This is a genomic window from Microbacterium sp. K41 (assembly GCF_004794395.1).
In the GTDB taxonomy this organism is placed as follows: Bacteria; Actinomycetota; Actinomycetes; order Actinomycetales; family Microbacteriaceae; genus Microbacterium; species Microbacterium sufflavum.
This window is the reverse complement of record NZ_SSDO01000143.1, coordinates 1-11,959: the sequence shown is the minus strand read 5'-3', so window position 1 is coordinate 11,959 and position 11,959 is coordinate 1. Positions and strand designations below refer to the sequence as shown.

General features: G+C 72.4%; 11 protein-coding genes and 1 riboswitch. Of the genes, 8 read left to right on the top strand and 3 right to left on the bottom strand.

All coding sequences use genetic code 11. From position 1 onward, the window contains the following. The first annotated feature begins 232 nt into the window (after positions 1-232). Positions 233-1,603 carry an NADP-specific glutamate dehydrogenase gene (gene gdhA, locus DW309_RS03290; protein ID WP_136036015.1) on the top strand — a complete coding sequence of 457 codons (1,371 nt, stop codon included), beginning with the start codon at positions 233-235 and terminating at the stop codon, positions 1,601-1,603. Positions 1,604-1,666: 63 nt separating this feature from the next. Here the strand turns inward: gdhA and DW309_RS03285 are convergent, their stop codons facing one another. After that, the gene (locus DW309_RS03285) at positions 1,667-2,269 is read right to left on the bottom strand and encodes a gamma carbonic anhydrase family protein (RefSeq protein WP_136036014.1); all 603 of its coding nucleotides are present in this window, start codon (positions 2,267-2,269) and stop codon (positions 1,667-1,669) included. A 34-nt stretch (positions 2,270-2,303) separates the two neighbouring features. Then, entirely contained in the window at positions 2,304-5,870 is a 3,567-nt protein-coding gene (mfd, locus tag DW309_RS03280; RefSeq protein ID WP_136044546.1) for a transcription-repair coupling factor, read from the bottom strand. 88 nt (positions 5,871-5,958) lie between these two features. Here mfd and DW309_RS03275 point away from each other — a divergent pair, with 88 nt between their 5' ends. The 7 genes from DW309_RS03275 (at position 5,959) to DW309_RS03245 (ending at position 11,536) form a co-directional block, all read left to right on the top strand. Further along, positions 5,959-6,522, top strand: a complete 564-nt coding sequence (locus DW309_RS03275) for a GNAT family N-acetyltransferase (protein ID WP_136029102.1) — start codon at positions 5,959-5,961, stop codon at positions 6,520-6,522. 51 nt (positions 6,523-6,573) lie between these two features. Further along, the gene (locus tag DW309_RS03270; RefSeq protein ID WP_136029100.1) at positions 6,574-7,437 is read left to right on the top strand and encodes an Fpg/Nei family DNA glycosylase; all 864 of its coding nucleotides are present in this window, start codon (positions 6,574-6,576) and stop codon (positions 7,435-7,437) included. A gap of 74 nt (positions 7,438-7,511) precedes the next feature. Beyond that, a riboswitch (FMN riboswitch) is annotated at positions 7,512-7,656 on the top strand. A 65-nt stretch (positions 7,657-7,721) separates the two neighbouring features. Beyond that, positions 7,722-8,765, top strand: a complete 1,044-nt coding sequence (gene ribD, locus DW309_RS03265) for a bifunctional diaminohydroxyphosphoribosylaminopyrimidine deaminase/5-amino-6-(5-phosphoribosylamino)uracil reductase RibD (RefSeq protein ID WP_136044545.1) — start codon at positions 7,722-7,724, stop codon at positions 8,763-8,765. Next, positions 8,765-9,394, top strand: coding sequence for a riboflavin synthase (locus tag DW309_RS03260; protein WP_136029096.1), 630 nt, complete (start codon positions 8,765-8,767; stop codon positions 9,392-9,394). The genes ribD and DW309_RS03260 overlap by 1 nt, the downstream gene beginning before the upstream one ends. Further along, the gene (gene ribA, locus DW309_RS03255) at positions 9,391-10,659 is read left to right on the top strand and encodes a GTP cyclohydrolase II (RefSeq protein WP_136029095.1); all 1,269 of its coding nucleotides are present in this window, start codon (positions 9,391-9,393) and stop codon (positions 10,657-10,659) included. The genes DW309_RS03260 and ribA overlap by 4 nt, the downstream gene beginning before the upstream one ends. Beyond that, the gene (gene ribH, locus DW309_RS03250; protein ID WP_136044544.1) at positions 10,656-11,129 is read left to right on the top strand and encodes a 6,7-dimethyl-8-ribityllumazine synthase; all 474 of its coding nucleotides are present in this window, start codon (positions 10,656-10,658) and stop codon (positions 11,127-11,129) included. The genes ribA and ribH overlap by 4 nt, the downstream gene beginning before the upstream one ends. 53 nt (positions 11,130-11,182) lie before the next feature. Then, positions 11,183-11,536 (top strand): Fe-S protein, encoded by a 354-nt coding sequence (locus DW309_RS03245; protein ID WP_136029091.1) that lies wholly within the window; start codon positions 11,183-11,185, stop codon positions 11,534-11,536. A 68-nt stretch (positions 11,537-11,604) separates the two neighbouring features. Here the strand turns inward: DW309_RS03245 and DW309_RS19295 are convergent. Next, positions 11,605-11,959 (bottom strand): GAF domain-containing protein (locus tag DW309_RS19295; RefSeq protein WP_168387159.1); only part of this gene is annotated, 355 nt, incomplete at its 5' end.

The following is an 11,959-nucleotide window of genomic DNA, read 5'->3' as shown; positions in this document are numbered from 1 at the left end:
CCGCGCCGCAGCCGGAGGGCTCGGGCGCCGACGCGGAACAGCAGCGCCTCCTGCTGCTCTCGGTGAGCGGCGTCGCGGCCGGACTGCAGAACACCGGCTGAGCCGCGGCCGCCCGTCGCGTGGCGCGGGGCCCTCGGGCGCCGACGCTAGAGTGAGAGCTCGGCCCAACCGGCACCGCCCTGACGCGACACGATCGCCAGCACTCCATCCCCCACCAGAAAGTCCTTCCCGCGTGACCGTCACGACCACTGCCGACTTCCATCCGCTCGCCGACTCCGTGCAGCCCGTGTTCGACACGGTGCTCTCCCGTAGCCCGCACGAGCCGGAGTTCCACCAGGCCGTGCACGAGGTGCTGCACTCGATCGCCCCCGTGCTGGAGCGCCACCCGGAATACGTCGACGGCGGCATCCTCGAGCGCCTGGTCGAGCCAGAGCGGCAGATCCTGTTCCGCGTGCCGTGGGTCGACGACGCGGGGAAGCTGCAGGTCAACCGCGGCTACCGCATCCAGTTCTCCTCCGTGCTCGGCCCGTACAAGGGCGGACTGCGCTTCCACCCCTCGGTGAACCTGTCGATCATCAAGTTCCTCGGCTTCGAGCAGATCTTCAAGAACGCGCTCACCGGTCAGGGCATCGGCGGCGGCAAGGGCGGCTCCGACTTCGACCCGCACGGCAAGTCCGACGCCGAGGTCATGCGCTTCTGCCAGTCGTTCATGAACGAGCTGTACCGCCACCTCGGCGAGCACACCGACGTCCCCGCCGGCGACATCGGCGTGGGCGGCCGCGAGATCGGCTTCCTGTTCGGCCAGTACCGCAAGGTCACCAACCGCCACGAGTCGGGCATGTTCACCGGCAAGGGCACCGGCTGGGGTGGGGCCGAGGTGCGCACGGAGGCCACCGGCTACGGCGCGGTGTTCTTCGCGCAGGAGATGCTCGCCGTCCGCGGCGACTCGCTGGCGGGCAAGCGCGTCGGCATCTCCGGCTCCGGCAACGTCGCCCTCTACGCGATCCAGAAGGCCGCGCAGCTCGGCGCGACCGCGGTCACCGCCTCCGACTCCTCCGGCTACGTCGTCGACGACGCCGGCATCGACCTCGACCTGCTGCGTCAGCTGAAGGAGGTCGAGCGCGCCCGCATCGTCGAGTACGCCCGCCGCCGCCCCAGCGCACGGTTCGTCGAGGGCGGCAGCGTGTGGGAGGTGCCGGTCGACATCGCCGTGCCGTCCGCCACGCAGAACGAGGTGAGCCTGGCCGACGCCGAGGCGCTGATCGCCGGTGGTGTGCAGGCGGTCTCCGAGGGCGCCAACATGCCGTGCGTGCCCGAGGCCGTCGAGGCGTTCCAGCGGGCGGGTGTGCTGTTCGCCCCCGGCAAGGCGGCCAACGCGGGCGGTGTCGCCACCTCCGCGCTGGAGATGAGCCAGAACGCCTCGCGCCAGCGGTGGACCTTCGCCGACAGCGAGAGCAAGCTCCGTGAGATCATGGCGGATATCCACGGCGCCGCGTTCGACGCCGCGGAACGGTACGGGGTTCCCGGCGACTACGTCGCGGGGGCCAACATCGCAGGATTCGAGAGGGTCGCCGCTGCCATGCTCGCGCAGGGCGTCATCTGACATCGAGCCGGCGAAGCCGGGCATCGGCGGGGTGCTCGGCTTCGTCTCTGCGCGCCCGCGCGGCTACGGCCCGACGGGTCGGTCGTCGGCGTGCCGCGCGAGGGAGCTCCCGTAGCGCTCGGTGAGCTGCACCATGAGGTCGGGGGTGTCCCGGTCGACCCCGAACACGTGCCCGGGGAAGTCGAGCTCGGGCTGCGCCGCCGCGATCTCCTCCGCCCGGTCCGGCGAGAGCAGCTGCACCGGATCGCCGACCGCGACCCATCCGATCGGCACGACCGTCCCCTCGGGCAGCACCGCGCGCCGGTGCACGATCGCGTTGACGCGCACCTCGCAGCGGCTGCCCACCAGCGCACCGTTGAAGATGCGGGCGCCCGAGGCGAAGAACACCTCCTCGCCCACGGTCGCGCCGGCGATGCTCGCGAGCGTGCCGACGAGGGTGTGGTCGCCGATGTGCACCGCGTTCGCCGCGGTCGCCCTGATCAGCGCGTTCTCCATCACGATCACGTGTGCGCCGAGCGTGATCGGGCCGCCCTCGGCGGTGATCACGGCACCGTGCAGCACCTGGCAGCCCGGACCGACCTCCACATCGCCGGAGATCACGGCGGTGGGGGCGACGACGGCGGTGTCATGGATGCGGGGGCGAGCCCCGAGGTGCTCGTACAACATGCGGCCAGACTAGCCCCGGGGCCCCCGCCGTCCGCTACGGGGTCGTGGCGGGTTCCGGGAAGATCGCGGTGAACAGCTGGCCGACCCACTCCAGCAGCTGCGCGTCGGGCAGCGGCTCCACGCCGACGCCGACGGCCGCGGCGACGGTGGGCATCGGCACCACCAGCGCCTCTCCCCCGGCCACGAGCTTCGCCTTCGGGTAGAGCCGCTGCAGCCGCACCTTGATGGAGTCCTCCAGCCGCGCCGGGGCGATGCGGAGGTTCGACCCCATCGCCACCACGTCGGTGAGTCCGGCCCGTGCGGCCCTGCGGCGCAGTCGCGCGATCGCGAAGAGCCCGGCGACCTCTTCGGGCGGGGTGCCGTAGCGGTCGATCAGCTCCTCCTGCACGAGGTCGATCGCATCGTCCTTGGCGGTCGCGGCCGAGGCGGCGGACAGCTTCTGGTACGCCTCCAGGCGCAGGCGCTCACTGTCGATGTAGTCCTCGGGGATGCGCGCGTCCAGCGGCAGCTCCAGTCGCAGCTCCTGCCCCGTCTCGACCTCTTCGCCGCGGAACGTCGCGACGGCCTCACCGATCATGCGCAGGTACAGGTCGAAGCCGACGCCGGCGATGTGCCCCGCCTGCTCCGCGCCGAGCAGGTTGCCCGCCCCGCGCAGCTCCAGGTCCTTCAGCGCCACCTGCATGCCCGAGCCGAGGTCGTTGTTGACCGCGATGGTCTGCAAGCGGTCGGCCGCGGTCTCGCTCAGCGGCTTCATGTCGTCGTAGAGGAAGTACGCGTAGGCGCGCTCGCGTCCGCGGCCCACGCGTCCGCGGAGCTGGTGCAGCTGGCTCAGGCCGTACTTGTCGGCGCGGTCGATGATGATCGTGTTGGCGTTGGAGATGTCGAGGCCGGTCTCGATGATGGTGGTCGAGACGAGCACGTCGAACTTGCGCTCCCAGAAGTCGTCGACCACCTGCTCCAGCGCATGCTCCCCCATCTGCCCGTGCGCGACCGCGATGCGCGCCTCCGGCACGAGCTCGGCGAGCTGGGCCGCGATCCGCTGGATGGACTGCACGCGGTTGTGCACGAAGAACACCTGGCCCTCGCGCAGGATCTCGCGCCGGATGGCGGCGGCGATCTGCTTGTCGCTGCGCGGCCCGACGAACGAGAGGATCGGGTGCCGGTCCTCCGGCGGCGTCGCGAGCGTGGACATCTCCCGGATGCCGGTGACCGCCATCTCCAGGGTGCGCGGGATCGGGGTCGCACTCATGGCGAGGATGTCGACGTTGGTCTTCATCTTCTTCAGCGCGTCCTTGTGCTCCACGCCGAAGCGCTGCTCCTCGTCGATGATCATCAGGCCGAGGTCCTTGAACATCACCTGATCGGTGAGGATGCGGTGCGTGCCGATGACCATGTCGACCGTGCCGTCGAGAAGGCCCTGCAGCGTGAGCTTCGCCTCCTTGTCGGTCTGGAAGCGCGACAGCGGCCGCACCTTCACCGGGAAGCCGGCGAAGCGCTCCGTGAACGTCTCCAGGTGCTGCTTCACCAGCAGCGTCGTCGGCACGAGCATCGCGACCTGCTTGCCGTCCTGGATGGCCTTGAACGCCGCGCGCACCGCGACCTCGGTCTTGCCGAAGCCGACGTCGCCCGACAGCAGCCGGTCCATCGGGATGGGCCGCTCCATGTCGGCCTTGATCTCGTCGATGGTCTGCAGCTGGTCATGGGTCTCGGCGAACGGGAACGCCTCCTCCAGCTCGCGCTGCCACGGGGTGTCCGGACCGAACGCGTGCCCCTTGGCACTCATGCGCGCGGAGTAGAGCTTCACGAGCTCGACCGCGATGTCGCGCACGGCCTTGCGGGCCTTGCCCTTGGCCTGCGCCCAGTCGCTGCCGCCCATCTTCGACAGCGCCGGGGCCTCACCGCCGACGTACTTGGAGAGCAGGTCGAGCTGGTCGGTGGGCACGAAGAGCTTGTCGCCCGGGTAGCCGCGCTTGGACGGGGCGTACTCCAGCACGAGGTAGTCGCGCACGGACTTCGCGGCGTGGCGGCCGCCCGTCGAGACCTCGCGCTGCGTCATCTCCACGAAGCGGCCGATGCCGTGCGTGGCGTGCACCACGAAGTCGCCCTGCTTGAGCTGGAGGGGGTCGACCACGTTCTTGCGGCGCGAGGCGAGCTTCTTCACCACGCGCTGGTCGCCGCCGATCGTGCGGCCGTAGAACTCGTTGTCGGTGAGGACGGCGAGCTTCGCCTCCGGCACCTGGAACCCCGCCTCGACCGCACCGGTCACGAGCGTCGCGACCCCGGGGTCGGGGGCCTCGGTCAGCGACTCCACCGCGCGGGCCGCGATGCCCCGGTCGGACAGCACGTCGCGCGCGCGGTCGACGAGCCCGTGTCCCGTCGCGATCACCACGACGCGCCACCCGTCGGCGACCTTCGCGTCGACGAAGGCGATCGCCCCGTCGACGTTGCCGTGGAACGACGGGATGACCGCCGACGCCTCGACGCTCTCCGGGTCGGCGTCGCCGATGCCGAACGGGCTGAGCCGCCACCACACGCCGCCGCGGTCGCGCACCACGTCGCGCAGGTCGGCGACCGTGAGGAAGTCGCCCGCGCCGAGGTCGATGGGAGCCGAGGCCCCGGAGGTCGCCGCGCTCCACGCGGCGTCGAGGAACTCGCGGTTCGTGTCGCCGAGGGTGATCGCCCGCGCGGTCGCCCGCTCGGGGTCGACCACCGCGGTCGCGCTGCCGGGCGGCAGGTACTCCACGAGCGACTTCAGCGGACCGGCCACGGCGGGCAGCAGCGACTCCATGCCCTCGACCGGGATGCCCTCGGCCATCTTCTCGAGCATGCCCGCGATGGCCGGGAACCCGCCGATCAGCGCGCGCGCCCTGTCGCGCACGTCGGCGGTGAGCAGCAGCTCGCGGCTGGGCGGCAGGTCGACCGCCGGGACGTCGCCGGGGAGCGAGCGCTGATCGGCCACGGAGAACGCCCGGATCTGGTCGATCTCGTCGCCGAAGAACTCCACGCGGTAGGGGTGCTCCGACGTGGGAGGGAACACGTCGAGGATGCCGCCGCGCACGGCGAACTCACCGCGCCGCGACACCATGTCCACGCGGGAGTATGCGCGTTCGACCAGCTGCTCCGCGACGTGGTCGAGCTCGTGCCCCCGGCTGCCGACGGCGAGGTCGAGCGGGGCGATCTCGCCCAGGTTGCCGGCGATCGGCTGCAGCGCGGCGCGCACGGAGGCGACGACCACGAGCGGGTGATCACCCGACCACTCGGCGATGCGGCGCAGGGTCTGCAGGCGCTGCCCGACGGTGTCGGGGCTCGGGCTCAGCCGCTCGTGCGGCAGGGTCTCCCATGCCGGGAACGTGAGCACCTCGGCATCGGGCACGTAGGCCGACATCGCCGCGGCGAGCGTCTCGGCCCGGCGCCCGGTCGGCACCACGGCGAGCAACGCGGCGGGGTGCCCGGCCGCGGCGCGCTTGGCGAGGAGCCCGGCGAGCGTGGGCGCATCGAGGCCGTCGACCAGTCCGAGGTCGGCGTCGGTATGCGCCCAGGCGAGAGCGTCACGAAACAGAGACGCCTCTTCCAAGGCGCGCAGAATCCCCGGAACAGTCACCGGACAAGCCTAATCGCGCCCACCGACACCGCGGTCGACGTCCCCCTCGCCGACCGGGCGACCGGCTCGGCCGTCCTAGGCTGGAGGGATGCCTCCGGTCACCCTCACCACCGCCCGCCTCGTCCTGCATGCCCCGACGGAGGCGGACGTCGACGCGATCACCGCGGCCTGCCAGGACCCGGAGATCCCCCGCTGGACGACCGTCCCGAACCCGTACTTCCGGCAGGACGCGGAGGACTTCGTCGCGCTCGTCGCCGACTGGTGGGCGGACGGCTCCCAGACCGTGTGGGGCATCTTCGCGGACGGCGTGCTCGTGGGCGTCATCGGCCTGCACCACATCGCGGGCCACGCCGCGGGTGGCAGTGCCGAACTGGGCTACTGGATGGTCGCGGACGCCCGCGGGCAGGGCTACCTGACCGAGGCGGCCCGCGCGGTGCTGGACTGGGGGTTCGCAGAGCTCGGGCTCGCGCGCATCCGCTGGCAGGCCGTGGTGGGCAACGTGCCGTCGGCACGGGCCGCCCGCGCCCTCGGCTTCCGGTTCGAGGGCACGCAGCGCCAGGCCCTCACGAGTCAGCGCGGCCGCGACGACGGCTGGGTCGCCGGGCTGCTCGCCACCGACGACCGCACCCCGGTCGAGTGGCCCGTGCTGTGACGGCTGCCGGCGAGGCGTGACAGCGTCGGAGGCCGGTGACAGGATGGCTGCATGCCCGAGATGCCGGAGGTCGAAGGACTCGTCGCGTTCCTCGGCGAGCGCGCGGTCGGACGCACGATCACCCGCGCGTCGGTCTCGGCCATCGCGGCGCTGAAGACGTACGACCCGCCCATCACGGCGCTCCACGGCGCGGAGATCACCGCGGCCGCGCGGCTGGGCAAGTTCGTCGTGCTGTCGTGCGGTGCGGAGCTGCACCTCGTGTTCCACCTGGCGAAGGCGGGCTGGCTGCGCTGGTACGAGACCCTGCCGACCACGCTCATCAAGCCGGGGAAGACGCCCATCGCCCTGCGTGTCGCGCTCGACGACGGCAGCGGGTTCGACCTGACGGAGGCCGGTACGAAGAAGTCGCTCGCGGTGTACGTCGTGCGCGATCCGCAGGAGGTGCCCGGCATCGCTCGCCTCGGTCCCGACCCGCTCGACCCGGCCTTCACGCGGGCGGACTTCGCCGGCCTGCTGGAGGGGCGGCGCATGCAGATCAAGGGGCTGCTGCGCGACCAGGGCGTGATCGCGGGGATCGGCAACGCCTACTCCGACGAGATCCTGCACGCCGCACGCATGTCGCCCTATGCGATCGCCGCGACGCTCGACGACGCCGAGGTCGACCGGCTGTTCGCGGCGATGCAGGAGACGCTGCGCGAGGCGGTGGCCGCGGCCTCCGGGAAGCCGCCCGCCGACCTGAAAGACGCCAAGCGCCGCGGCATGCAGGTGCACGCGCGCCGCGGCGAGGCGTGCCCCGTGTGCGGAGACACCGTGCGCAGCGTGTTCTTCGCCGACCGGTCGCTCGAGTACTGCCCCACGTGCCAGACGGGCGGCAAGGTGCTCGCCGACCGCCGCCTCTCGCGCCTGCTGAAGTGAGATGGGCGCCGAACGCGCGGATCCATGCCACGGAATGAAATCGCGCCGACCGCGTTGAGTACACTCAGAGCAGCAACGTGCTCCGGGGTCGGTGGGAATCCGAACCGGCGGTGACAGTCCGCGAGCGTCTCGAGTGATCGGGATGCCGATCCGGTGGAACTCCGGGACCGACGGTGATGCGAGGGTGACCTCGCTAGTCCGGAAGGGAGGCAGCACGAGGCGCACGCGTGTGCGTCCGTTCCGCCACCCCTGCGAGAGCCCCGAGGCCGCAGAGAGGACGACGGATGGCAGTGACCGCGATCGAGCAGCGTGCGATGGACCGCGCGCTCGAGCTCGCCGCCCGCGGCCCCCGCGGGGTCAACCCGCAGGTGGGCGCCGTGCTCCTCTCCCCCGCCGGTGAGGTGCTGGCCGAGGGATGGCACCGCGGCTCCGGCACCGCGCACGCCGAGGTCGATGCGCTGTCGAAGCTCTCGCCGGGTGCCGCGCGCGGGGCGACCGCGGTCGTGACGCTCGAGCCGTGCAACCACACCGGCCGTACGGGTCCCTGCGCCGTGGCGCTCATCGAGGCCGGGGTCGCCCGCGTGGTCTACGCCCTCGATGATCCGGGCGAGGTGTCCGGCGGCGGGGCCGAGCGGCTCCGCGCCGCCGGGGTCGACGTGGAGTCGGGCGTGCGCGCCGCGGAGGCCGAGGCGCTGATCGCCTCCTGGCTCACCGCGAAGCGCCTGGGCCGCCCGCACGTCACGGTCAAGTGGGCGCAGAGCCTCGACGGCCGTGCCGCCGCGGACGACGGCTCCAGTCGATGGATCACCGGCCCCGAGGCGCGCGCCGACGTGCACCGCCGTCGTGCCGAGGCCGACGCGATCGTCGTGGGCACCGGCACCCTGCTGGCCGACGACCCGGCTCTGACCGCGCGCGACGGTGACGCCCTCCACCCGCGGCAGCCCGTGCCGGTCGTGATCGGCGCCCGCGCGACGCCCGCACACGCGGCGGTGCACCGGCACCCGCACGCTCCCCTCTTCTACGACACCCGCGAGCTGCCCGCGGTGCTCGCCGACCTGCACGATCGCGGCCACCACAGCGTGTTCGTGGAGGGCGGGCCGACCCTGGCCAGCGCGTTCGTCGCGGCGGGACTCGCGGATCGCGTGCTCGCGTACGTCGCACCGGTGCTGCTGGGCGGGGGCCGCCTCGCGCTCACCGACATCGGCGTCTCCCGCATCGACGAGGCGCGCCGGCTGACCGTCGAGGAGTGGGTGCCACTCGGCGCCGACATCCTGGCCGTCGCCCGCTTCACAGACCCCCACGCCCCCGAGCAGGAAGGTGCCTGGTGATGTTCACCGGAATCATCGAGGAGATCGGCGAGATCACGGCGATCGCAGAGTCCGGCGACGGCTGGCGGCTCACCGTGCGCGCGCCGAGGGCCGCGGCCGACGCCGTGCACGGCGAGTCGATCGCGGTGTCGGGCGTGTGCCTGACCGTCGTCGACTCGACCGCCGACACGTTCGACGCCGACGTGATGAAGCAGACGCTCGACGTCGCCGCGATCGGATCGGCCGTGGTCGGCACGCGCGTGAACATCGAGAAGGCGATGCCGGTGGGCGCGCGGCTCGGCGGGCACATCGTCCAGGGCCACGTCGACGGCACCGGCGAGGTGCGGGAGGTGCGGCCGGGTGCGCAGTGGAGCGTGCTGCGGATCGGCCTGCCCCACGATCTCGCGCCGCTCGTGGTCGACAAGGGCTCCATCTCGGTGGACGGCACCTCGCTGACCGTGAGCGCCGTGAGCGCGCCCGACGAGGCGGCGCCGTGGTTCGAGGTGTCGCTCATCCCGGAGACGCTCGCCGCCACCACTCTCGGCACCCGCGCGGTCGGTGACCGCGTGAACCTCGAGACCGACATCCTCGCGCGGCACGTCGAGCGTCTGCTCGCGTTCCGCGCCGCACCGGAAGGGGGCTCGCGATGAGCCTGTCATCCATCCCCGAGGCCCTGGAGGCGCTGCGCGCCGGACGGCCGGTCCTCGTGGCCGACGACGAGAACCGCGAGAACGAGGGCGACGTGGTGCTCTCGGCGGAGCTGGCGACGCCCGAGTGGGTCGCGTGGACCGTGCGCTGGTCGTCCGGGTTCCTGTGCGCGCCCATGCCCGCCGACCTGGCCGATCAGCTGAACCTGCCGCCCATGGTCGCGGCGAGCGAGGACGCCCGCTCCACCGCGTACACGGTGAGCGTGGACGCCGCCGACGGCGTGACCACCGGCATCAGTGCGAGCGACCGGGCCCGCACCCTCAATGTGCTCGCGAACCCCGACTCGACCGCGACGAGCATCATCCGCCCCGGGCACGTGCTGCCGCTGCGCGCGGTGGACGGCGGCGTGCGCGAGCGCAGCGGCCACACCGAGGCCGCCGTCGAGCTGATGAAGCTCGCGGGTCTGCGACCGGTCGGCGCGATCGCCGAGGTCGTGGCGGAGGACGGCAGCATGATGCGGCTGCCGGGACTGATCGAGCTGGGCGCGCGTGACGGTGTGCCCGTGATCACGATCGAGCAGCTCATCGCGCACCTCAACGAGATCGACCCCGCGGGGGCGACGCCGGCCGCGCACCGCGGTCGCCGGGTGAGCCTGCGCGCCGACGCGACCGTGCCCACCGAGCACGGCTCGTTCCGGTTCCTCGCCTACAAGGATCGCGTGACCGGCACCGACCACATCGCGGTCGTGTCGGGCGAGCTGAGCGAGACCGCCCTCGTGCGCGTGCACTCCGAGTGCCTGACGGGCGAGGCGTTCGGGTCGCTGAAGTGCGAGTGCGGCCCGCAGCTCGACGCCGCGCTCGACGCGATCGAGCAGGACGGCGGGGTCGTCGTCTACATGCGCGGGCACGAGGGGCGCGGCATCGGGCTGATCAACAAGCTCCGCGCCTACAGCCTGCAGGAGGACGGCCTGGACACGGTCGATGCGAACCTCGCACTCGGGCTGCCCGCCGATGCGCGCGACTACGCCGCCGCGGCCGGCATCCTCGCCGACCTCGGCGTGTCGAAGGTGCGACTGCTGACCAACAACACCGACAAGGTGAACCAGCTGCGCGAGCTGGGGCTCGACGTGGTGGAGCAGGTGCCGCTGATCGTGGGCGTCGGCCCGAACAACCACCAGTACCTGGAGACCAAGCGTGACCGGATGGGTCACATCATCGGCGAGGCAGAGCTCGCCCAGGCCCTCGCGGCCGGGAAGGACGAGGAATGAGCGGCGCAGGAGCACCGAAGGCCGGGAGCATCGACGGGCGGGGACTGCACGTCGTCGTGATCGCCGGCACGTGGCACGAGACCATCTCGAACGGACTGATCGCGGGCGCGCAGCGGGTGCTCGACGAGGCGCAGGCGTCGCACACGCTCGTGCGGGTGCCTGGCTCGTTCGAGCTCGCGGTGGCCGCGCAGGCCGCGTTCGCCGGAGGTGCCGATGCGGTGGTCGCGCTCGGCGTGATCATCCGCGGCGGCACCCCCCACTTCGAGTACGTGTCCGCCGCGGCCACCGACGGTCTCACCCGGGTGTCGCTCGACGCAGGGCGGCCGGTCGGCTTCGGCCTGCTGACCCTCGACGACGAGAAGCAGGGCCTGGATCGCGCGGGTCTCGAGGGCTCGAAGGAGGACAAGGGCGCGGAGGCGGCGGACGCTGCGCTGCGCACGGCCCTCGTGATCCGGGAGCTGCGCGGCTGAGGTCAGGGCGGCCTTGCTAGCGACGCAGTACCCCCCTCACGTACGGTGAGGGCATGGAGATCCTGCGCCACATCGTCGTGTTCGTCCACCTCATCGGCTTCGCGGTGCTGTTCGGCGCCTGGGCGGCCCAGGCGTTCGGCGGCAAGCGGCAGATCACCCGGCTGATGGATTACGGCCTGCTGATCGCCGGTGTCGCCGGACTGGCGCTGGCCGCTCCGTGGGGTATCGAGTACGACCTGAACTACGTCAAGATCGGCGTGAAGCTCGTGGTGCTCCTCGTGATCGGCGCGCTCCTGGGCATCGGCTCCGCGCGGCAGAAGCGCGGCGAGGCGGTGCCCTCCGCCGTGTTCTGGCTCATCGGCATCCTCGCGCTGGCCAACGCCGGCATGGCCGTCATCTGGCGCTGACCCGTCATCTGGCGCTGACCCACCGGCGCTGACCCCTGACACCTCCGCGGTCTGAGCGACCGCGGGGATCACCCGCCGACGATGCGCTCCCACACCGCTGCGGTCGCCGCACCCGCTCCCGGCGTCCCGATGCGCTGACCGTTGCGACCGCCGCGCGCGAACGTCGCGGTGACGGCGGCGGGAGCCACGGCCGGGTCCACGGGGTCCGGAAGCCACACGCACGACCGCACGTGCACGAGGTCGACCGCCGCGGCCTCCGCCGAACCGTCGTACCACCACGGGCCGTCGAGCCGCCCGAGCCAGAGCAGGCCGTCTCCGTCACGGGTCCAGACGAAGGTGCCCTCCGGCAGCGCCACGAAGCGCTCGAGGCGCCGGGCGGCGCGCTCGCCCCAGCGGGCGTCCACCGCCGACAGCGCCTCGGCC

Coding starts and splice junctions, on each gene's coding strand:
- DW309_RS03275 (WP_136029102.1), top strand. CDS start 5,959: ATGCCTCCGGTCACCCTCACCACCGCCCGCCTCGTCCTGCATGCCCCG.
- DW309_RS03270 (WP_136029100.1), top strand. CDS start 6,574: ATGCCCGAGATGCCGGAGGTCGAAGGACTCGTCGCGTTCCTCGGCGAG.
- ribD (WP_136044545.1), top strand. CDS start 7,722: ATGGCAGTGACCGCGATCGAGCAGCGTGCGATGGACCGCGCGCTCGAG.
- DW309_RS03260 (WP_136029096.1), top strand. CDS start 8,765: ATGTTCACCGGAATCATCGAGGAGATCGGCGAGATCACGGCGATCGCA.
- ribA (WP_136029095.1), top strand. CDS start 9,391: ATGAGCCTGTCATCCATCCCCGAGGCCCTGGAGGCGCTGCGCGCCGGA.
- ribH (WP_136044544.1), top strand. CDS start 10,656: ATGAGCGGCGCAGGAGCACCGAAGGCCGGGAGCATCGACGGGCGGGGA.
- DW309_RS03285 (WP_136036014.1), bottom strand. CDS start 2,269: ATGTTGTACGAGCACCTCGGGGCTCGCCCCCGCATCCATGACACCGCC.
- DW309_RS03245 (WP_136029091.1), top strand. CDS start 11,183: ATGGAGATCCTGCGCCACATCGTCGTGTTCGTCCACCTCATCGGCTTC.